The 20,655-nt window shown below is 67.4% G+C and carries 24 protein-coding genes and 1 pseudogene; 3 read left to right on the top strand and 22 right to left on the bottom strand.

The genetic code is table 11. The annotated features are described in order from the left end of the window. Positions 1-5 precede the first annotated feature (5 nt). The 16 genes and pseudogenes from SRB5_RS07950 to SRB5_RS07880 all read right to left on the bottom strand — a co-directional run bounded on the left by SRB5_RS07950 (position 6) and on the right by SRB5_RS07880 (position 14,169). Positions 6-497: a phage tail tube protein gene (locus tag SRB5_RS07950; RefSeq protein WP_153450708.1), complete on the bottom strand. Its 492-nt coding sequence runs from the start codon at positions 495-497 to the stop codon at positions 6-8. 125 nt (positions 498-622) lie between these two features. Next, entirely contained in the window at positions 623-1,063 is a 441-nt protein-coding gene (locus SRB5_RS07945) for a hypothetical protein (protein ID WP_153450707.1), read from the bottom strand. Then, complete coding sequence (locus SRB5_RS07940; RefSeq protein ID WP_153450706.1) at positions 1,060-1,488, bottom strand: HK97 gp10 family phage protein; 429 nt, start codon at positions 1,486-1,488, stop codon at positions 1,060-1,062. The genes SRB5_RS07945 and SRB5_RS07940 overlap by 4 nt, the downstream gene beginning before the upstream one ends. Next, positions 1,460-1,882, bottom strand: coding sequence for a hypothetical protein (locus SRB5_RS07935; RefSeq protein ID WP_153450705.1), 423 nt, complete (start codon positions 1,880-1,882; stop codon positions 1,460-1,462). Before SRB5_RS07935 ends, SRB5_RS07940 begins: the two co-directional genes overlap by 29 nt. Continuing rightward, on the bottom strand, positions 1,879-2,283 hold the full coding sequence (locus tag SRB5_RS07930; RefSeq protein WP_153450704.1) for a DUF6093 family protein: 405 nt from the start codon (positions 2,281-2,283) through the stop codon (positions 1,879-1,881). Before SRB5_RS07930 ends, SRB5_RS07935 begins: the two co-directional genes overlap by 4 nt. Positions 2,284-2,285: 2 nt before the next feature. Continuing rightward, positions 2,286-2,702: a DUF6093 family protein gene (locus SRB5_RS07925; RefSeq protein WP_153450703.1), complete on the bottom strand. Its 417-nt coding sequence runs from the start codon at positions 2,700-2,702 to the stop codon at positions 2,286-2,288. A gap of 109 nt (positions 2,703-2,811) precedes the next feature. Continuing rightward, the gene (locus tag SRB5_RS07920) at positions 2,812-3,936 is read right to left on the bottom strand and encodes a hypothetical protein (protein ID WP_153450702.1); all 1,125 of its coding nucleotides are present in this window, start codon (positions 3,934-3,936) and stop codon (positions 2,812-2,814) included. Between the two features lie 98 nt (positions 3,937-4,034). Beyond that, entirely contained in the window at positions 4,035-6,116 is a 2,082-nt protein-coding gene (gene fxlM, locus SRB5_RS07915) for a methyltransferase, FxLD system (protein WP_153450701.1), read from the bottom strand. A gap of 24 nt (positions 6,117-6,140) precedes the next feature. After that, positions 6,141-7,400 carry a lanthionine synthetase C family protein gene (locus tag SRB5_RS07910; protein WP_323377256.1) on the bottom strand — a complete coding sequence of 420 codons (1,260 nt, stop codon included), beginning with the start codon at positions 7,398-7,400 and terminating at the stop codon, positions 6,141-6,143. Continuing rightward, positions 7,397-10,468 carry a lantibiotic dehydratase gene (locus tag SRB5_RS07905; RefSeq protein WP_228389863.1) on the bottom strand — a complete coding sequence of 1,024 codons (3,072 nt, stop codon included), beginning with the start codon at positions 10,466-10,468 and terminating at the stop codon, positions 7,397-7,399. Before SRB5_RS07905 ends, SRB5_RS07910 begins: the two co-directional genes overlap by 4 nt. Positions 10,469-10,552: 84 nt before the next feature. Further along, positions 10,553-10,726 (bottom strand): FxLD family lanthipeptide, encoded by a 174-nt coding sequence (locus SRB5_RS07900; RefSeq protein WP_153450700.1) that lies wholly within the window; start codon positions 10,724-10,726, stop codon positions 10,553-10,555. A 224-nt stretch (positions 10,727-10,950) separates the two neighbouring features. Continuing rightward, positions 10,951-11,724: an endonuclease/exonuclease/phosphatase family protein gene (locus tag SRB5_RS07895; RefSeq protein WP_323377255.1), complete on the bottom strand. Its 774-nt coding sequence runs from the start codon at positions 11,722-11,724 to the stop codon at positions 10,951-10,953. A 186-nt stretch (positions 11,725-11,910) separates the two neighbouring features. Then, the gene (locus tag SRB5_RS07890) at positions 11,911-12,732 is read right to left on the bottom strand and encodes a hypothetical protein (protein ID WP_153450699.1); all 822 of its coding nucleotides are present in this window, start codon (positions 12,730-12,732) and stop codon (positions 11,911-11,913) included. 134 nt (positions 12,733-12,866) lie between these two features. Beyond that, positions 12,867-13,211 (bottom strand): annotated as a pseudogene (locus SRB5_RS37720) (DUF6302 family protein); the annotation flags it as partial. 41 nt (positions 13,212-13,252) lie between these two features. After that, entirely contained in the window at positions 13,253-13,669 is a 417-nt protein-coding gene (locus SRB5_RS07885; protein ID WP_153450698.1) for a DUF6415 family natural product biosynthesis protein, read from the bottom strand. After that, positions 13,666-14,169, bottom strand: a complete 504-nt coding sequence (locus SRB5_RS07880; RefSeq protein WP_153450697.1) for an ATP-binding protein — start codon at positions 14,167-14,169, stop codon at positions 13,666-13,668. Before SRB5_RS07880 ends, SRB5_RS07885 begins: the two co-directional genes overlap by 4 nt. Positions 14,170-14,443: 274 nt before the next feature. Here SRB5_RS07880 and SRB5_RS07875 point away from each other — a divergent pair, with 274 nt between their 5' ends. Further along, positions 14,444-15,328, top strand: coding sequence for a helix-turn-helix domain-containing protein (locus tag SRB5_RS07875; RefSeq protein ID WP_153450696.1), 885 nt, complete (start codon positions 14,444-14,446; stop codon positions 15,326-15,328). Positions 15,329-15,332: 4 nt separating this feature from the next. Beyond that, positions 15,333-15,572, top strand: coding sequence for a DUF397 domain-containing protein (locus SRB5_RS07870; RefSeq protein ID WP_323377297.1), 240 nt, complete (start codon positions 15,333-15,335; stop codon positions 15,570-15,572). 115 nt (positions 15,573-15,687) lie between these two features. Here the strand turns inward: SRB5_RS07870 and SRB5_RS07865 are convergent, their stop codons facing one another. The 6 genes from SRB5_RS07865 to SRB5_RS07840 all read right to left on the bottom strand — a co-directional run bounded on the left by SRB5_RS07865 (position 15,688) and on the right by SRB5_RS07840 (position 19,488). Next, complete coding sequence (locus tag SRB5_RS07865; protein WP_323377253.1) at positions 15,688-16,503, bottom strand: hypothetical protein; 816 nt, start codon at positions 16,501-16,503, stop codon at positions 15,688-15,690. A 16-nt stretch (positions 16,504-16,519) separates the two neighbouring features. Beyond that, positions 16,520-16,849, bottom strand: coding sequence for a hypothetical protein (locus SRB5_RS07860; protein ID WP_194292868.1), 330 nt, complete (start codon positions 16,847-16,849; stop codon positions 16,520-16,522). A gap of 63 nt (positions 16,850-16,912) precedes the next feature. Beyond that, a complete protein-coding gene (locus tag SRB5_RS07855; RefSeq protein WP_153450695.1) occupies positions 16,913-17,197 on the bottom strand; it encodes a hypothetical protein in 285 nt (94 codons plus the stop codon). Further along, a complete protein-coding gene (locus SRB5_RS07850; RefSeq protein ID WP_153450694.1) occupies positions 17,197-18,255 on the bottom strand; it encodes a major capsid protein in 1,059 nt (352 codons plus the stop codon). The genes SRB5_RS07855 and SRB5_RS07850 overlap by 1 nt, the downstream gene beginning before the upstream one ends. A gap of 15 nt (positions 18,256-18,270) precedes the next feature. Beyond that, entirely contained in the window at positions 18,271-18,681 is a 411-nt protein-coding gene (locus SRB5_RS07845; protein WP_323377252.1) for a head decoration protein, read from the bottom strand. 117 nt (positions 18,682-18,798) lie between these two features. Beyond that, entirely contained in the window at positions 18,799-19,488 is a 690-nt protein-coding gene (locus SRB5_RS07840; RefSeq protein ID WP_153450692.1) for a hypothetical protein, read from the bottom strand. A 219-nt stretch (positions 19,489-19,707) separates the two neighbouring features. Between SRB5_RS07840 and SRB5_RS07835 the strand changes: the two genes are divergently transcribed. After that, positions 19,708-20,634, top strand: a complete 927-nt coding sequence (locus SRB5_RS07835) for a NotI family restriction endonuclease (protein ID WP_153450691.1) — start codon at positions 19,708-19,710, stop codon at positions 20,632-20,634. The last annotated feature ends 21 nt before the right edge of the window (positions 20,635-20,655 follow it).

Below are 20,655 nucleotides of genomic sequence, written 5' to 3'. Positions count from 1 at the left end.
CCCGCTCATGCCGTAGCCGGGACCGGGAGGTCGAGCGCCGGCTTGGCCGTGATGTTGAAGCTGACCTTGAACTTCGCGGGCTCGGCCGCGACCGTGTACGTTGCCGAGCGGGAGCCGACCCGGACCGGGAAGGCGTCCATGCTCTTCGACTGCGGCACGTCGCCCTTCCGAAGGATCACGATGTAGCCCTCCGCCCCCTTCGGAAGCAGGGTCTCGACCGAGTCGTCGACCTGGTCCTCGTAGAAGGTCAAGGCACTGTTCTCGGCCTTGTCCTCGCCGGGGATGGAGCCGGTGTAGTCCGTCGCCATGTCCGGTGTCTCGATCGGGGAGTTCTCCAGCGCGAAGCCCTCGACATCGCTGATTTTCGCGGACAGATCGGTACCCGCAGTCAGCTCGACGCGTGTCGGTCCCGACGTCAGGCCGGCGAGGGTGGTGAGGAAGAAGAACTTCGTCACGCCGCGGCGCATGAACCGCTTCTGCGTGGTGATTTCGGGCATCGATGCTCGCTCTCCGGGACCGGGCCGGAGCACGCCGGGCCGTCCCCGTCCAAGGGATCCGGCCCGTCACGTCGTGCGAGCGTCCGCGATTGCCTCCGCGGTGAGGATCAGTCAGCCGAGCTCCGTCACCCCGTAGTGGTGACGTGCACGGCGAACCTCTGCACATAACTGTACGTCGAACCCGCGACACTCATCCCGTCCTCCCGGTCCAGCTCACGACCCACGACCGCGTACCCAGCAGGTGCGACGATCGAGAACAGCCAGTCGCTGCCGTCCGGTGAACGGCCCAGGAGGCCCGTCCGGACCCGGTCGGCTCCCGACGAGGCGGCCTCTGGGCTGTTGCCGACTGTGGTGACCTGCACCAGAAGCCGCGCGTCACCGGCGGCGTCACCGAACGGCGGCCCGCTGACCGTCTGCCCCAGCTCGTACAGCACGTGATACGGCAACTGGTTTCCGGTCGGCTGCGACAGACTGGTCGGCACCGTGCTGTAGCCGCAGGATCGGCCCGATGCCGTGATGACCGTCTGGATGATCGCCTGGGCGATCTGCCGGCCGGGAATGCTCACGCCCCGCCTCCTTCAGTGAGCTGCCGCATTGCCTCGAGGAACAAGGGGCGAACCACCTCAACGGCCGGTCCGACGTGTGGATACGGGCGCTGGTTGTATGTGCGGCCCTGAGTATCGGTGCCCACGAACCCGTACTCCAGCCGCCTGCCCTGAGGCTTGTTCGTCCCGACCACACCGATCACGTCCGTCCCGGACACGTACACCGCGTGGGTCCAGGAACGACGGTAGTCACCGGTCGGTGCGTTCGGTCCCGGCCTACCACTGGCGTTGGCCTTGATCCGGGTTTCCAGCAGCATCGTGAAGTGTCGGACCGCCGACACTGCCTGCGGCAGAGTCAGCACCGCCCGTCGGTCCAGAGCCGCCGCGATCTGCGTCCCGTTGGTGTAGACCCCCGAGTCAGGGTGCGGGATCTGGTTCGGCATCATCGTCGGCCGGCTCCCATCCAGTCCATCCCCCACGCGCCCAATCCGTCAGCAACCGCAGCATCGCCCGAGTCAGCTCGTGTGGCCGTCCGTCGAGTAGATCAGGACGCGACAGCGCCGCTTCCTCGAGCTGTCTCGCGTCGATCGCCTCAAGGAACGCCGCGGCGGCCGGCCCCGGGTCGGGCGGGACACCCACGACCACACGGGCCAGCCCTTCCACCTCGGTAGGGACGTGCTCGGTGAACTGAAGCACCACCGTCGATGGTTCCCCTGCCTCCTGGTGGACCGTATAGGCCCGCACGAGACTGGACACGTCGTGGCCGTCGACCGCTACGACGGCTCGCCCTCCGGCCGGGGCGATCCGCACTCGCTTCAGGTCCTCCGGCGGGTCGTTCATACACCCACCGCCAGCGTGCCGTTCTGCTCGTCCAGCCGGGTCACCCGCACCACCTCGACGGTAGCCGCTTGGGTGCGGGCCTCCACGAACCATGTCCTGCCCTCGAAAGCCGCCGTCTCCGCTGCTGCCGTGACCACCTGGACCTGATCGCCAGGATCGGCCACGGGCGCGCTCAGCGGCGTCATCAGCTGGTACCAGGCGGACGCCTCACCCAACCAATCCACGCCAGAGAGCTGGGACACCACGATCTGACCATGCGTGGACAGCAGCGCCCCCACCCCCTCGTAGATCGTCGTCCAGGCAGGAGCGCCGGTGATATCGGTTCCGATGAGTCGACGCACCCGCACCGTGTCCGTCATCAGGGCCTCCAGGTCCGTCCGGACCTGTGCGAGATCGACCAACGTCAGCTCCCGTCGTTCAAGGTCGTGTCGTACGTCAGCCACGTCAGCCGCAGCACCGGCACACTGGACCGCTCCACCGAGTCGACCAGCCACTTCCTGCCCACGGCGGCCGGGTCAGCGGAAGCGGTGAGCGTCACCGTGTGCTCGAGCGTGGCCAGCGGAGCCGCAACGGGGGTGAACATCCGATACCGGCCCGTCTCCGTAACGGGTGTGCTCTGCCCGTCCTGGACGGTCACTGTCATGTCGGGGGACCGGTCCGGCAGGACCATCCCGGGCCCCTCCCACAACACGATGTCGGGCAGGGTTTCCCATGTGTCGGGATCGAGGGTCCCCGGGATGTAGATCTTCACCGTGTCGGTGAGGACGCGTGTCTCAGCCAGATGGCGGATGGCCGCGAATCTGTCGGTCGACGTTGTCACAATCACCAGTATGAGCAGGTGAATAGGCGCGCAGAGCGGCCGATTGCCGTGTTTGTTTCTGCCCTTAACTGTCCTTGTCGACCTGGCCCGATATTCGTCTGTCCGGGGATCAGGGGCGGGGAAGCGGGGATTGTGATCTTTCAGGTGTGTTGGAGCGGATGAGTACGACCTCGCTGCGATCAAGGGCTGATGAAAGGGAATCGGCGAGTTCGCCGGGGAGAACCCCTGTCTGCAGGCCGCACAACCAGACTAGATCACTGCACGTACGGGACTCGGTCGGGGTGGCCAGCGTGCTGAACAGCGTGTGCGACAGCAAGTCGCGGGCAGAGTAGCCGTGCTTGGCATCCAAGACTCGTCGGGTTAGCTCGTCGACGAGCTTTCGTGCGTCGGAGGACTGGGGTCCGACCGTATCCAAGATGGTGAGACCGAGTCGCGTGTCGAAGACAGTCAGCCCGGGGCCGGGTTCACGGCTGACGTACCTCTTCACCAATTCGGTCGCACCCGTGTCGTTACATCGCCCCGCATCAGGGTGCGCCAACAAACCCAGGCAGTCGGTGACCTCTTGTTCCCAGGGTTCGCCGGGAGTTGTGCCCGCCAGCAGTGCCACCGCCTTATCCCGGTCGCCCTGCGTGAGCGCCGTCATAACAGCGACTTGACGTCCGTCGAGCATTCTCAGGCCGACGCCTTTGTGCTGTTCGAGGTGGGCGAGAGCTTCGGCCCAGCGACCGGTGGCCGTGAGGGTGCGTGTGCCGTCGGCGATCACCACGCGCCATAGCCAGGCACGGACCTCGCGTCGGTCATCGGCCGTGGCGGTCAGCTCGGCCGGCACGGTGATGCCCTCGAACACGGCGGAGTTCCCGGCGCCGACGGCTTCGTACAGGTCCAGGAGCCGTTTGCGGCCGTCGTCGTTCGCACCGGCGCGGATCTGCAGGCGGGCGAGGTTGACCAGCGGCTCCAGCCCACGGATGGCGCTCATGGCAGGCAGAGGGCAGGTGCCGAGATAAGCGGCGGCGTGGCGGTAGCACATCGACCTGGCCAGCTCCGGAAGGCCGAGATCGGATGCGAGGAGTGCGGCCTGGTTGAAGACAGTTGAGGCCAGCCCTTGATCAGCCTGTTCGACTGCTCTGTCGGCGAACTCCGACAGAGAACCTACCCGGGCGGGCAACGGCAGGCAGGCGGGCCGGAAGCGGGCAACGAGCGGAAAACGCCTTGCTATCGGTCCTTTCGGATCCATGGGGCCTCCAGGGCAATGACTGCGAATTCAGGTGAGGAGGGTGGCGGTTCCTGCTGCCAAGGGCAGCAGGAACCGCCACTCACACCTCGGAACTGTCGTTACCGCCAGTCGACAACAATGCGGTTCAGCGGGGTGTCGAGAGCGAACAGACCGGGGGCCTGATCGATCGGCGGTGCGTCCAGGGGCTGGATTTCGAAGGTCGCTTCACGCCCGTGGTACTCGCGGTCCCAGGTGCGGATGGCGTCGGCGACGCGCGCGGCCAGTTCGTCGCTGCCGGGACCGTGCCCGATGACGCCGAACTCCCAGAGCCTGCCTCCCTCAGGGGTCTTCTGATCCGACAGTCGGCGGGTGAGATACGTGACCGCGCCCTTGTCCACGGCTGCGGTTGACGACGGGTACGGGTCCTCGGTGAGGACGGTTCCCCTGGCATCCTTCGGGAACAGCATTCGGATCAGGCCACTGGGCAGCGAGCAGGATACGAACAGCTCCATCCACTCCGGCGACTCCATGGCGCGGACCATCATCCCGGTCCACTCCTCGCAGCGAGGCTGCTCCAGCACCCCGGCCAAAACCTCGGCGTCGATCGCCTGCCCGGTCGGCGCCTGGAGTCGTACGGCCCCGTCCGTGCTCAACGGGATGACACGCCGGTCATCGTCCGCGATGCCGCGCCGGAGCGGCATGAAGGTGTTCATCGCACTGGTGACGCTGGTCCATCGCCCGTTGTGCTTCTCGTAGGCGATCGAGCGGGACACGCTGCCCTTGAGGCGCTGGGGGACGACGAGCCGTCCGCCGGGGGCGAGCTGCTGCATCCAGGCGTGCGGGACGCCGTGCGCTCCGACGGTCGCGATGACGCGGTCGTACGGAGCGCCCGCGGCGTGGCCGACGGCACCGTCGCGGGTCAGCGCCTCCACGTTGGCGGATCCCGCTGCGGCGAGGTGCTGACGAGCCCCTTCCACCAGGTCGTCGTCGACGTCGATGGTCGTGACGTGGCCGGCCTTGCCGACCAGGTGGCCGATCAGGGCGGCGTTGTAGCCAGTGCCGGCGCCGAGCTCGAGGATGCGTTCGCCGGGCTGTGCGTCCAGCTGGTCCAGCATGAGTGCGACGACCCCGGGCTGAGAGGCACAGGAGATCGATGTGCCGTCGGTGTCGTACTTGATGTTGACCGGTGCGTTGGCGTACGCGTCTTCGAGGGCGGCGTCCGGCACGAACAGGTGCCGGGGGACGGTGCGCAGAGCTGCCTCGACCCGGGGAGTACGGGCGCCTCCGGAAGCGCGGATTTCGTCGACCAGGGCGTTACGGAGCCGCGTCGCGTCAGCCTCGGGGGTGGTGATCGTGTCGGTGTTCACCTCCCCGAAGCTAGTGGTCGCGGATGCGCCCTCGGCGGACGACGCGGTGTTGTCACTCGATCCCATGACTACCTCTCGTGCGATGTGAAACAGGGTGCTTTGGTCGTCGAACGGAAGACCAGCGCGGTTGGCGTGAAAGATCACGTGGTGGGCGATCACGGCGCGGAGGCCGCGCGTCAGCCCACCCACGGTTGCGAGCCGAGCGAGTGCCGCGCCGGTTGTCTCGAAGGCGGTCACCCACTCGGCCTGCTCACGGAGTGGTCCGGTCGGACGGCTCAGGCTTTGGGCGTCAGCAGTCATCAACTTCTGCATGGCCGGGACCAGGACGGCGGCGCGTTCAGGGGCCAGGGTCCCGGCCGCCGGCCGGAACGCGGCGGCCTTCGCCCAGACGTCACCTTGTTCGAACCAGTCCAGACCGGCGGCGCGCATCATGGCGCTGACGAGCAGCACGGTGGTCTCCCGCAGCCCTAACCGCGCGGGGCCCGGCTGGTGGGCGAGCAGATAGCGGCAGTCCACGTGAAACAGGTCGTGCGCGGCCGTCATCGCCTCTGGGCCGCCGAAGGCAGTGGTCTCCGGTTCATAGACGCCGCGTGTCCACGACTGGGCCGCACCGTCGTCAACGAGCTTGTCCAGCACGGACTCGACCAGCGGAGATGGCTGGGCTGCGCGGTACCTCAGCGGTAGTGGCTGCTTGTGCATGAACCACCAGCCGGCGAGCTGACCGGCCTCCGCAGCCGTGTGGAGGGCAGGACCGACGCGCTCGGCGATCGCGTGGTTTCGGGTCGTACGGTCGGCGAAGACGATGTTGTGCTGGTGCCAGCGGTCCGGCGGCATGGCGGAGGTCCTTCCCTTGGTAGATCAGGCGATGAGCAGGCAGGAATCCCAGGAGGACCTGGTCAGGCCGGTCGTCGCCGGGGCGAGCAGTGCCAGGGCCGTACCGGCGGTGCCGTTGAGTAATCCGTTACCGGCTTCCTCGTTCCGCAACAACTCCTTGGCCAGCTCCTCCGGAGGGGAACCCGGTGGACAGACCGAGTCCAGGAGCGGAGGGATCGCTGCACGGAGCTGGCCTGCGGTTGAAGCGTGGGCGTCACCGGCGATCCGGGCCGCGACGTGACACAGACCGGCGACACCGTGGCACAGGCCGGTGTCCGTCGTTACCTTCAGCTGAGCGGGGTCTGCAAGGGCGGCCACCGCGGCGGTCTCCACCGCGATCTGGCGGCCGGCCTGTCCGAGAGCGAGGGCTGCAAGTTGCTGGGCTCGTGCGATGCCGACCGTGCCGTAGCACCAAGAGGGACGCCGTGGTGGTGCTGGAGTCGAGTGGTTGGCGCGCAACTCGTCCCGGGTGACCCAATACGGCCAGGCGACACCGGATCCGGTCGCCCCTTGGTGCTGGTCCAGCCAGCCCAGGATCACGCTGATGGCTTCGCGGTGTCCTTCCACGGTGACTCCGCGTCGCACGGCGAGGGCCAGCAGAGCGAGGACGCCGCCGATGCCGTGGGCCATACCGGTGTTGGCGTGGCCGCCCGGAAAGCGGTCGTCCGGCCGGCCGGAGGGGCCGGTCAGCGTCCACCAGCCCGGCAGAGTCTCGCCCTCGTGAACGATCGGCTCGGTGAGACGAACGCAGTAATCGAGGACGGAACGGATCTCGGAACCCGACGGGTGATGCCGGAGAAGGTAACTCCCGTAGCCCACCAGGCCCCGGATGGTGTCGAACTCGGCAAGCTCCGGCAGGTGCTTCGCGTCGGCGCGGCGATGCGCAGACTCCAAGCGGCGGCGCACGTCAGCTGATAGTTGCCGGTGTAGGGCCTTCCGGGCGCCTCGGTACGCATCCGGCAGATGCTCGGCGACACAGGCCAGGGCGTGGGCGAGGGCGGGCGCGCCGTAGAAGGGGTGGCTGCCGGGACCGCTGGTGAAGGGCTCGTGCGTGGCGGCGGTGAGCCAGGAGTGAGCTCGCTGCCACGAGCCTTCCTCGAGGGCGGCCCGCTCGATGTGCAGGAGGGCGATCCCGGTGGGCCCGTACGCGAGGTGCTGGCGGTGTGAGTCCGCAGTAGCCGGCGCCGGGTCGGCGAGCAGCTCGGCGACGGACTCGGCCGTCCGGGCGGCGAGAGGGTGGATCACGGGGTCCTCCGTGACAGCCAAGCCATGGCGGTGGCGCGTGCGAGATAGAGGCAGATGTCCTCTTCGGGAAAATCGACCGCGACGTGTCGTACGAAGTGGACGTGCAGCAGGGAGGAGAGGACGTCGTCCGGATGGATGCCTTTGGTGTCCGGGCCGGGATGGTGCCGCCGGTAGGCGGCCAGTGCCGCGTCCCGGTCAGCCCACGCCTTCACGATGGTGTCTCCACCAGGCACGTCACGCAGTGCCGCCCAGTCACCTGACGGGTCGGACAGGCGTACGACCTCGGCGAACTGCGGTCGCGGTACGGAGGCGGGCGCGGTCGGGGGGATTCGGTCGACCAGCCAACGCATCGCGGCCACGGTGCTGCCGAGAAACGCAGTGGCGACGGCGATGGTGTGCGCGGCCACCAGTACTTGCCGGGGCGGACGCTGACGCAGGCATAACTGGGCGAGGACAGCCCGCGAGTCCGCGCGGAAGACCTCTTCGGCGGCGTCCCAGGCCGAGCCCGAGCCCCAACGGCCCATCTCCCGGTACGAGGTGGGGAATCGGATGTCGGACAGCAGGCCGGTGGTGCGCAGTGTCCTTGCCCAGGTGCCGATGGCGCGGGCCGTCTCGCCGAATGCTTCGGGGCGGGGTAGCGCGATGCGTATCCGCAGGTGGTGATCAGGGTCGCGGAATCGGATGAACCACCACGCCGGATCGCCCAGCTCATGCAGCAGCTCCGGAAGGTGCTGGGCAAGCAGGGCATCCTGGCGGCGTAGATCGCCGTACAGGGTCGTCAGCAGAACGGATGAGACGCCCGGCGTCTGCACCTGCTCCGGGGACAAGATGCGCGCTGGGGAGGGAGTCGGCAAGGCCGGCCATGCGGGCGGACGCGTCGCCTTGAGAGGTACCACGACCTCGTGGGCTCGCCCGCCACACCAGCCGTACGCGTCGGCGTCCGGGGCCTCGAACAGGACGGCAGTTCCGGCGCGCCCCAGATGACGGCGGAGCAGGTTCCGATGCCCGGCTTCGCCGAGGTCCAGACGAAGACGTCGGTCGCCCTCGGCCAGTTCGACCCACTGTGGCATCCGCCATCGGGACCGCAGATCTTCGACGGCGGTGTTCCATTCCGCCTGCGGACGGTCGGTGCCGGGTAAGTCACTCGCGACCAGACGCCACCGAGCCGGGGCGAGCACCGTACGGCCGTACCGCAGCCGCGGGAGGAACGGCATCTTCTCCGCCGCACCCCAGTCGAACAGCGTGACCTGCGCGCACTGGGCCCGGGACAGCTCTGTCAGGAAGCGAACCACCGGCGGAGTGTGCTCCCGGAGGTTCAGCGCGTGCATCCCCACGACCTCGATCCGCTGTCCGGACTCCGGAGCAGCCAGATACATCCGGCGACCGTCACACGCCACCGCCAGGTCGTCGGGCGTGAGCATCCCTTCGCTGCCGGCTCGGTGCTCGCCGATGCTGACCAGGGTGGGCAGAAGCTGCGGGGCCCGGGTGACATGGGCGGTCGTCGGCAGCAGCGGGGAGAAGGACACCTGAGCGGGGATGGTGTCGGCGTCGGCGGCCGGAAGGTCGGCCAACTCTGCCGAGAGTTCCTTGCGGTCTTCGGGAGGGAGCACGCTCAGGAACCTGCCCATGGTGACACCGGCACCGCGCGACACGCTCGTCACCTCCAGCCTGAAGCGTCCCTGGCGGAGGTCCTCAATGCAGGCGGCGTGCACCCGCACACCCACGTCAAGGTGCGGCGGCACTCTCGGAGAGTCAGGACCCAGGTTCATGGCGGCCACCAGCTCGTCGGTGAGTACCACCTCGTCCCGGCCGTCGAGAGCGGCGGCCTGTGCCAGCTGTACCAGGGTGTCGTCTCGTGCGGAGAGGCGAGAGCGCCGCGCATCGGACGGGGTGCCCGGATAGCCGTCGGGAAAGCCTGTTCCGCTGTCGGCGATGACCTCGCTGAGCGGGACCATCGTGCCGATGCCGTACTTCTCGTAGAAACGACGCTGGTACGCCTTCCACGAAGCCGTCCCGTACGGAAGCCGGCTCACCCGGGTCAGGACCTCGGCGGCATGCGCGATTTCGTGGCCGACCTCATCCGGCAGCTCGACGTCCGCGTCCAGACATACGTCGAGAGCCAGGGGGTGACGGCGAAGCCCAGGCACCAAGCTCCGCATCCGTGCTGCGGACCGGGACCTCCCGTCCCGCGTCGAGCAGTCCCGTAATCCCTCGTGCAAGTGGCGGAGCTCACGGACCATGCTGGCGATGGGGGCCACGTCGTCTGCCCCGACGGCGTCAAGCTGCCGCAGCAGGAACTCCAGTGCGTCGGTCTCGGTGCTGGGCGCACGCAGGCTGGTGATCAGCGCCTCGTTCCGCAGTAACTCTCTTACGAGGTGCTGAGCCTTGTCCCTCCCGGCAGCCGGGAACTCGGCAACCAGGCTGTCGGCGAGGAGACCGGCAGGAATCGGTGCGCGGGCTTCCCGCAGCACCGACCTCACTGGGTCGGTGAGGGACAAGGACACCTCGACCGCCCGTCCCTGGGCGCCCTGGCCGTCGGACTTGTACGGCACGATCAGCCGATCGCTCCGCGTCATCGAGGTGTTGTTGACCACCACGGCCAGATGCTCGAGCAGCTCCGGGCACGCCTCAAGGCGCCCGACGACCGCGGCCAGCCACTCGGCGCTTGCCCGGCCCACGACCGAGTGTTCCGATCCCCACTTCGCCCGTGCCCGTGGACCGACCGAGGCCGACGCCACACCGGCGAACAGCCCGAACGGGGTGGCCCGGTGTTCCGCGCGGAGCAGATAGCGGACGACGGAGACCACCGCACGCCGCACGTGGCGTTCTGTCGGCGTGCTGGACGAACACAGAGCATGCACCTGCGAGGCGAGGACGGGGCTGGCGAACGTCAGGGCTTCGACAACGACTTCCTCAGACCACACCTGGCGTAGCCACGCGAGGCGGGCAGCCGCACATTGCGGGGACAGATCATCGAGATCAGGACACGGCGGCAGGGGAAGATCGGGCTGAGTGACCGCACGGAGGAGAGCGGTCTTCCCGGCACGGTACATGGTGCTCCTGGCCATCTCAGCCTCCTTGGTCCGGGTGGGCGGCCGGGGCCCCGCTCGGAGAGCGACGAGGTCCCGGCCTGGGGCAACGCGTGCCTTGGGTCAGGCCACGTTGGTGGTGCAGGCACCGCAGGTGGAGCCGCAGTTGTCGTCCGTCAGGTTGATCAGGCCGGCGGTGTCCGACACCTCAACGAGGGTGACGTCCAGGTCGAAGCCGTCCGACGGCGCAGCCGCAGGCGCTGCCGCCTGCGTGGTATGCGTGATCTGGGGACTCATGGGAAACTCCCGTCTCTTCGGGTGAAAATGCGGATGTTGCGCTGCCGGACACCCGCACTCGGAGCGTACGAAGGACGCTCCGCCGCGAAGGTGATTCCCGGCCACCGGCCCGAGGTGCCGTGCTCCGCACGCGGAAGGTGCGGGGCCGCCTATCCCGGACCGGAGTCTTGGGTCGCATCCGGACTCGTATCTGCTGGGCCACGGGGCGTTGGGAGCCGGGCCGATCAGTGGGCGGAGGCCAGGATGCGGCGCAGTTCAGCGAGGTCGAACCTGGCGATCAGAAGGGCATGGTCAGTCACGGCACGGACTTCCGCGTCGGAGACGACTTCGAAACCGATCAGAGCCGACGCGAGATCTGGGGTGCCCATCATCACGTCGATGCGCTGGGGAGGGCCCTGGTCCGTGCGCCGGAGGCTGGCGGTGGGGGACAGGGCTTCCGTCTGGTCGAGAACTGTGGCGGCGTAGTGGGCGAGGTCGGTGAAGATCCCTTTCCCGCCGGTCAGAATCTCGCTCGGACGGGTGCCGTTGACCCGCCAGCCATGTCGCTCGATGGTGCGGTGCTGGTAGTGGACGGCGTCCTCAACCTGGTTCCAGTCGATCGGGCTGGCGATCTCGTCCGTTGTGCGGTGTGCGTAGCTGTTGGCGTCCATGCCGATGAGCGCGGTGCGGCGGTAATCGGCAAGGCATGTGAGGCGGCGGGCCTCGGTGGCCCGCAGGTCGGGATCGAAATGACATAAATGTGCCGAAGCCAGATGGAGAGGACGAGGGCAGCCGCGGAGCCGGACCTCGACATGGTGGATCGGCTTCCAGGGCAGGTCGTGGTCGGTCACACGGACGACCTCGAAGAGATCAGGGTCGATCATCAAGCCGACCGGGTTAGTGCTGCGGCCTTCCCTCGGCGCCGCCATGAACGGGGTCAGCCCGCCGAGCGCGGCGGCCTCCTCGTACAGGTCGCGTTTTCCGGTGTCCCACGCGCCGGTAAGTTCCTGGCGGAACACCAAGTGGGCACCTTGCGCCGCGAGAATCTGATGCGCCGTTCGCTGGCCCGTCCGCTCGCCCGGCGGCTCCGCGGCCGTTCTTCTCGATGTTCCAACAAGCGACCGTCAGTGTGGTGCTGCTCGACTTCACTCGTACTCCTGTCGATGAGCGGGAGGTGCGGGGGCGACTGTCCTCGGAGCGGGCGGTCATGATGCGAGCCCGAGATCGGAGAGCCGGCAGGTCCGGTAGTCGTGGAGCTGCCGCCACATCTGGGTGGCGAGGATCCAGTTCTGGTGGGGGAACGTTCCGTACGGGACCGGATCGTCGTGGCTCTCCTCAACGACCCGCGGCCCCCGGAGGGTGTACTCGTAGCGGACGCCGGAGACCCCGAACAGGCGTGCCCTCTTCACCACGACGGCGTAAGGGTCCGGGCCCAGCATGGGACACAGCCGCGCGGCCACCAGCGCGTGCCGCTCGCACACCGGCGGCTTGGCCGTGAGCATCGGCTCTCCGTCCGGCATGCCCGTGGACTCGGCAAACAGAAACAGCCGCGACCCGTCCGGCCGGGTAGCCGGGCAGTCACCGACCTGGCACCGCAGGAGCATCATCGTCCGCCGCTGCCGCAGCGGATGGACATCACTCCACCGAGGCGCGCCCTCCCGCTCCCCGTTCACCACCGGGTTTTCCAACGTGCGTGCCCACAACACTCCTTCTGGATCCCGGTCCTCGGGCTCTTCGAGGGTGTATCCCAGCTTCGGCATGGGGTGCCTGCAGGGCACTGCCCGGATTCTGATGGCCGGGTCCATCGCCTCGCCCCGGCGGGGCGTGATGAACGGGATGACCTTCGGCAAGGCAGGTGCTTGGGAGGGCATGCTCTGCTCCGCACTCAGGGGGTCGTCGGGGAAGACTTCAGCGGCCTGCCGCCCGCGGGTGGGAGAACCCTTACGGAAACGGTCGTCGGGCGGCAGGCCGGTCTGGAAGGCCGCGCACCGGGAGTCGGGGGACAGTCCTGGCGCGCGGCCGGCCATGGGGGCGGCGGGTCCTGTGGATCCTGGACGCGCTGGTGTTCAGGTAGGTCATTGCTGTCGGCGAGCGCCGCGTAGGGTGCGCTGAGCGGCTGCTCCAGAGGGCAGGGCATCTTGGGGCGGCCTGTGGTGTAGCCGTAGAAGCGGAGGCGTTCCGGGGCGCCGACGGGATGACCCGGTGCTCGCTCCCCCCACTCGACCAGCCACGACTCACCGGACGTGGTCCTGGTCAGGTTGACCCGGAGCAACGGGAAAACGGGGTGGCCGAGGAGAACATCCCGTACGGCCAGCGCGGCGGACACCGGTCCCACGTCGATACGTCCGCCGCGTCGGCATCCACCGACCGGAACAGCAAGGAGGGGCGCCCGGAAGATCCGTATGGCCACGCTGCTCAGGAGCAGGTCCGGGTCGTGGAGCCGTGCGGCCACGAACTCGTAGTCGTAGGCGTCGCGGGCGGTCAGTAACTCAATCGACAGCGGCATTTCAGTGCGGCTGTGCTGCTCGGGCACGGCAGTCCGAAGGGTCACGCTGGCTCCTCCAGCAGTTCATCGAGCAGATTCGACACGGTCATGGCAAGCCGCCGAAGATGGGCGAGTGCTGGTAACGGCTGATCAGGGAATCGCTCCGTGAGAAGGCCGCGGGAAGCTGCGGCCGTCTCGGGCCGCACGCCGCTGCCGTTCTGTGGAGCCACGTGAATGATCCGGCGGAGAGCCGCGTGGAGCCGGGGCGTCAGATTCTCGACCTCGCCGATCGCCAACACGGCGTGCTCGCCAAGAACCACCTCGAGGTCGTCGAAGACGGCGTCGAGGGCCGGGAACTCCGGGGAGTCAAGGAGAAGCTGCTCCCTGAGCCCTACGAGCACCAAGGCGACGGTCCGGCCATCGTTTCGGAAGATGGGGAGACGGTCGGCCGTTCTCGGGGCGAGGAAGCTGCTGCTCACTGGGCCCTCCGCTTCGCGGGGAACCTGAGGGTGCACCAGGTCTGCCGGCCGTCGCCGCTTACACCCCATGCGGTCGCGACGGCGTCCACGAGAAGGAGCCCGCGGCCCGAGACCGCGTGAGGATCCGCGTCACGGATCTGCGGAAGCTCGGGCGAACCGTCGTCCACCTGGAGCACCAGCACCTCGGTTCCGATCACCAGGCGAAAGGTGATCTGCTGTTCGGTGCCGTACCGGAAGCCGTTCGTGACCAGCTCGCTGATCAGTAGCTGTGCGTCATCGATCAGGGCGTCCAAGCCCCAGGACCGCAGCTTCCTCCCGCCGATGCGGCGAAGCCGTCCAACCCAAGCAGCGGTGGCCTCCGGCACCTCCCCAGGAGACTGCGGGCACTCGCGTTCGACGGTCAGCGAGAGGTCATCGAGAACTGCGGGTATGGCACTGGTGGAGGCATTCCCGGCGCGCAGCGCGTCAAGGATCTCCGGGGTCAGTACAGCAACAGCCACGCCTCACACCTCCGCAGGTCAGGAAGGCAACACAGCTGGAACCCATGGAGCTCAGAGATCGGATTCGCGGCTTCATCGCCCACGTTCTCGCTGGCTCAACTACGGTGGCGTGGAGCCAGGTTCATGTGCAACCACATCTGCGTTGAATATTCGGCGAAGACGAAATTGGACTATGCGTGAACCTGCACAAGGGGCTGCCAGCCCCGAACACGCGGTGCCACACTCTGCACACGGCACCTCGGCGCCGGCACACGGACACAGGGAGGGCGCACAGATGGCAGCGAAGCGGGGGGCGACCGGCAGGCGCCTCGAACTGGGTCTTCAGCTGAGGGGCATTCGCGAGAGCATCGTGGTCAACGGAAGGCCGATGACCCGCAAGCATGCCGTGCAGGGCACCAAGATCTCCGAAGCCGCCCTCCAACGCATCGAGACGGGGAGCCTTGGTTTTCGGAACGTCGGCGACCTGCGGAAGCTCCTGGCCAAGTACGGGGTGGACGACGAGGAGACCATCGAACTCTTCGTGGAGATGAATCGCGATGCCACCAGCCAGGACTGGGTAACCCGCTACCGGGGGCAGTTGCTTCCGGCCATGCAAGGCTTCGTGGGGATCGAAGCCGAGGCCCAGGAGATCAGGGCCTACCATCCGCAGGTCGTGCACGGACTCCTGCAGACGAAGGCGTACGCGGAGGCGATCTACGAGATCGAGAAGCCCATCGAGGAGACGACCAGCGAGTTCGTCCGCGTGAACGTGGCGCTGCGCATGGAGCGCAAGCAGCGTGTGCTGGAGCGAGAGCCGGATCCGGTGAAACTCTGGGTCATCCTCGGCGAGGCGGGTCTGAGGTACGCCATCGGAGGCCCGGACGTGATGCGCGAGCAGTACGAAGAAATCACGAGGCTGGCAAAACTTGACCATGTCACAATCCAGGTGCTCCCCGTCAACGGCCGGGGGTATCGCGCCAGCAGCGACCTGGCGATCCTCGACCTGGGCGACGGGTTGCCCCTCATGGCCCAGGTGGACAACGCTTGGGGTGCGGTGTCGACATCGGACAAGCCGAAGGAGGTAGCTCGGTTCACCCGCGGGTTCAACCAGATGATCTCCTCGGCGCTTCCGTCCGAGGAGACCCCCGAATTCATGCAACGACTAGCACGAGAGTTGTAGAACCATCAACACTCACATCCCAGCCCTGGAGCTGGCCCCCGAAGATGCCTGGTACAAGTCGTCGTACAGCGGCGGCTCGGGCAACAGTTGCGTCGAGATCGCGGACCTGACTGCCGGCCGTGGAGTGGTCGGTGTCCGAGACTCCAAGGACCCGAGCGGCCCGGCCCTCCAGATCAGTCCGGCCGGGTGGGCATCGTTCGTCGCACTGGTGCGTTCCGGCGAAGTCGACTTCGGCGCGGTCTGACGACGTACGAGCCTGGTAGAGCGCAAGACGCTGGCCCTCCTCTGGCGATGAGAGGAGGGCCAGCGGCACGCGCCGGACTGAGCGCGGCGACAACGTCATATTCGCATCCGGCGGCCTATATTTCAGTCACATCCGGACGCGGTCCGAATCCGCGACGACACCGAGGGTGACTGATCGGCCATTCTGCGGCCTCCTCAACGCCTCTCAGGGTCCGGTTGGCCTTGTCCGGGTCCTGGTGCGATGTCCAGCCGCAGTCAGCCGAGTCGAACACCTCGACTACCGTGACGCCGGCTTCTCGGCTGCGGTTCAGGGTGCCAGCGTTGTATGCCACCGCGCTCTTCGTGAGCGTTGCCGCCTCCGCCCACGCCCGTACGGGGACACGGGCACCGTTGCGGTACACCACGTGGGTCAGCTGGTGGTCGGTGGCAAGCCGGTCGGCGAGCGCCTTCGCTGCTTGGCGGCCGGTGGTGTACCCGGCACCCAGCTGCGGAACCTCACGGCGGGCGGCTTCCCGCACAGCGCGGTAGAGGGCATTAGCAATGCGCTGCTGTTCCTGGGAGCAGCGCAAGAAGTCGGCGTAGGTGTCGGCCGCGAGGGACTGCAGGGCCTCCACGTGGAGGAGGCTCCATGTGAACCGCTGACCGAGGGCGGCTGCGGCTTGGGTCGCGCCAGCCTGGTACAGCCAGGGCAGCTGTTGCTGGACAAACCCCCGGATCTCGCTGCCGGCCCGCAGCGCGAAGTCGGCGATGGCGGCCTTGAAGTCCTCCAGCTGGGCGGCGACCTGCGGCGCTTGAGGGCTGAACGCGACGGCGTCGAGGAGGAACCGTTGCCTGTCCGCCAGGCGCTGCCAGGCGTCTTCGAGGACGCGTGCGACACGGCGCGCGACCTCTTCGGTGTTGCCGGGCGTCAGGGGTGGCCAGTCGTAGGGCACGTGCGCTCCTGGCGGTTCACCGCGTACGCGGACGGGTGGGCAGAAGCGGCGCGACGACGAGATCCGGGATGCCGTCGGATCCCGCGGGGCCGTCGGGTGGTGTGGCCTGTTCGACGGCGGCGATCTGGCGTTCCAGGCCCGTGAGGTTGTTGGTGTTGTCGATGGTGACGACGCCATCGACGGTGAGGCGCAGTGGATCGGCCAGGAGTCGGGCGCGCCGCTCGGTGAGGACTTCCAGGGCGACGTCGCGGGCGGAGCCAAGACGAGTGTAGCGAGCCTCCAGGTCGGTGGGGTCGATCGTAGGACCGAGCTGGGCATGGAGCCAGGCGAGGACGTCGGGGGTCACGGTTGCCGCTCCTTCTGCTGGTGTATCGGCCCGGTACCTGATCGGGTACCGGGCCGGGTGCGGCTACTTCGCGGCGGGCTTACGGGTGCGGCTGCGGGTCAGCTTCTCCGGCCCTGGCTGTGGAGCCTCGGGCTCGGGTGCTGGGTCGTCGAGCGGCGGTGTCTGCGGATGTTCGCCGATCAGCGACGGGGCGTGGGCCGTGACCGCCTTCGATTCGTCTGTCCAGGCGCTCGGGTTGGTGATCAGCTCGGCTACGCAGTCTTCCGGCGCGTCGCCGGGCTCCAGCAGGATCCGTTCACGGGTGACCGGGTGGTCCAAGTGCACCGCGGCGGCGAGGCGGCGTCCCATCAAAGGACCTTCGCGACTAGATGGGCGTCCGGGGTATGCATGACCGGCATCGCCACGGCGGCGCCCTTGGTCCAGATCTGCGGCGGGTCGTCCTGCACACCGCGCGTGATGATGATCCCCGGGGCGTCCTCGCGGCTGATCTCTGGATTGGAGCCGCGGGTGAGGACCAGGGACTCCGCCGTGGTGCCGTACTGGGTCTGTGCCCACCGCGTACGGTCCGGCGGGACAAGGATCCACCGGTCGTCGGGCAGCACCTTCACCGAGGCGCCATCGACTCGGACCTGCGCCTTATAAAACTGGATCGGCGGCAGGTCGTAGTTGCCGCGCACCACGTTGATCTGCTGCGGGTTCAGAGAGGCCGTCGGTGTCGACGACGGGGACACCGACCCGTAGTAGGCGGCGCGGTAGGCGTTGTTCGCCGCGAGGTAGGAGAAGGCCCGCTTGCTGGTGAGGACGAACTCGGGCGCGGGCACGCCCTTGTCCTCGAGGTACTGCAGCCACGCCAGCTCGTCACGGACCGGGTCCGAGGTCGGGTCGGACCACAGCACGGGGGCGGTGGGCATGTTCCCGGCCGGCACACCCCAGTCGACCTCGATGGTCAGCCCGTTCTCGTTGGTGAGGGTGAACTTGCCGTCGATCAGGACATCGCCGGCGGCGAGCTCCAGGCGGGCGCGGATCGCCTCTACGTGCCGCTCGACGTCGTCGTACAGCAGCTCGATGAGCCGGTCCTGGTCGGCGCCGTGCGCGGCCTCCAGCAGGATCTGCTCCTGCTCGCCGACGCGCAGCTTCTGGCCCAGCGGCGGCAGCATGCCTTCGCGACTGTTCTGCCATGCCTCGCGGGTTGCGAACGGCACGCTCGCGTCGTAGGCGCGGAACTTCGCGGTGTTGACGTACCGGCCGTTGTCCCGGACCCGCCACTTCACGTCGCCGAGTTCCAGCGTCGGGAACACCGCGGTGACGCCACCGGTGAGGAGGAAGTCGGCCGGGGTGGGGATGGCTCGGGCGAACGCGGTGAGGTCGCGGGCCGTCACATCGGCGATGAGGTCCTGGATGGTCATGGTGAGCCTCCTCCCTTACACGAATCGGATCTGCTGGATGGCGGACGGTGCGACGGGCGCGACGACGACGGGCAACTTGGAGGTGCGCACCACGCCGTGCCACAGCAGCGCCGCGGGGATCTTCGTCGCACCCGGCGCGAACAGTGTCTCTGCGTACACGAACCCGGCGAGGTTCTGGCGGCCGTCGGTCGCGCCGGTGGCGTACAGGCCGTACAGCCCGGACACTGTGATCTTGCCGATGGGCAGGCCGGACAGCAGCCGGGAGTACGGCTGGGCGGGGTCGGTTGATGCGAAGAAGTGCGTGCCTGCCGTGAAGGTGGACATGTCGAGGGTGACGGTGTCGGTGTGGTCGGTGCCGTGCAGCGACGCGAGCCATTCGGTGTTCGCGGTGTACGACGCCGACGTGGAGATTGGCTGAATGCTCACAGCCAGTCCTTCCGTGGACGGGAGCGGTCAGGGTCCGCGCACTCACCTGCGGTGGTGCCGTCCACGAGAAGGGAGGGCGTGGTCCCCTGCGTCCGGCGTTGTCCCGCCGGTAGGAGGTCAGTCGGCCAGGTAGCCGCGCCGCTTGGCCATCGCCAGGCCGGCGCTACGTGCCTTCGGTTGGCCGCTGCCGCGCGGCGGGGGACCGCCTGCGGGGGATCCACCTGGCGCTGGCGGCGGAGGCGCGGGATGGGTGCCGAACAGTTCGGGGCGGCGGGCCTTCAGCGCGGTGGCGGCGTTCACCACTGCCGGTTCATCGGCATCGTCGTCGACGGCGAGGAGACGTTCAGCATCAGCAAGGTTGTCGCCGGAGGCTCCGAGGGTGACCAGCGCGGAGCGGCGGACGAAGGCGCACTCCTTGGCGGCGGCCGCGGCCTCACGCTGCTTCGCGGCTTCGGCTGCTGTTTCAGCGGCTCGCTCACGCCGCTCCACCTCGGTGAGCTGTGCCTGCTGCATCTCACGTTGCGCGGTGACGAATGCAGTGAGGTCGTCGGGCTTGTCGAACCCGAGCTGGTCGAGGAGCCGCTTTACCGCAGTCCGACCACCCTGATCCTTCTCACGGGCCAGAAGCCGCGACAGAGTGTCCTGGTCGACCACGGTTCTCGTGCCCGTATCGGGGCTGGTGCCCGTGCCAGGGTTACCGGGCTGGGCCGAGAGATCGTTCGGCGCGGCACCCAGGATCGGGAAGATGGGTCGGCCGTCGTGCCGATAGCCGAGCGGGGCGCGCGGATCGGGTAGCACGCGGAGCATAGGAGAGTCCTCCAACTACAGCGCCCCCGCGCTGCACACGAGTGTAGCCAAAGCAGCGGGATCGACCGTCACGTCAATCGCCATTGCCCAAGGCAGCCTCTGCCGGCGCTCGCTTGAGGGAGGCTCGAGTGTCCGCCGACGGCACGGACCGTGCGGTCATGTGTCCTGAACCAGCTCTATACATCAGTGAGATGGGATGTGCCCAGATAGCATGTCTGGATGGTGCAGAGGAGAGGTCAGAACGGGCGGGGCACTGTGTTCCCCATCGTTGAAGCGTTTGGATACCCTCACGACAGCGTGACACCCGAAGCCGTCAAGGTGCGGAGCGAGAAGGCATGCCCCTTCGCTGGCGGACCATGCGAGAAGTACCGGCAGTACCATTTTGGCTACTGCTCGGTTACCTATGCCGCCAATTGGGACAAAGGTCAACAGAAGACGTATGCGGTCTGTGATCACCGCCTGGACGGCCCTCCAGTCGAATGGGCAGTCGCCGATTATTTCGGTAGTGATCAAGCGACGCTAGTTTCCGAAGTCATGGCAACGAGTAAGCCAAGACTTAATATTGATTATGTCGCCTTCTCTGATGACCCTTCCGCCCCGGACGGGACTCGCCTCATTGCTATCGAAACGCAGGCGATCGATCTGCGGGGTGGTGGGGTTGGCCCAGCGTGGGAAGCGTGGGAAGCAGATGACGTTGCGAACTGGCGCGCGTATTTTACCGCGGAAGCTGAACGCAAAGGGCGTCGTGACACCGTTGACTATGGCGTGAATACTGGAAATGTGTACAAACGCCTTGGAACTCAGGTGGCCGTAAAAGGAGAATATCTCGCACAAATCGACATACCCTTGTACGTTGTCATGCAGCATAGCATTCTGGAACAACTTCGGTCCCGGATTAATTTCACGCCGGTCGGCGATGACGTGCCGTGGAACATCACCTTCGCTGGATTCGAGTACGACGGCAACGTGGACTTGGGCGGTAAACTTGATATCGGCCTTGTTGAATCCGTTCGAACCACGCTGCCGAACTATTTGGAAGCTATGACGTCAAGTCGAGAGGGCGCCGCCCTTCGATCCGACTTCGTTGCTAGGGTTAGAAAGAAGAAGAAATTGCCAGATGGTCAGCAGAACCTGTTCGCCATCTGAATGTTTCAGTCGCAGGCATCG

Source organism: Streptomyces smaragdinus (assembly GCF_009604385.1).
GTDB lineage: Bacteria > Actinomycetota > Actinomycetes > Streptomycetales > Streptomycetaceae > Streptomyces > Streptomyces smaragdinus.
Note: the sequence above shows the minus strand (reverse complement) of the source record. Positions and strands in the feature narration are given on the sequence as shown.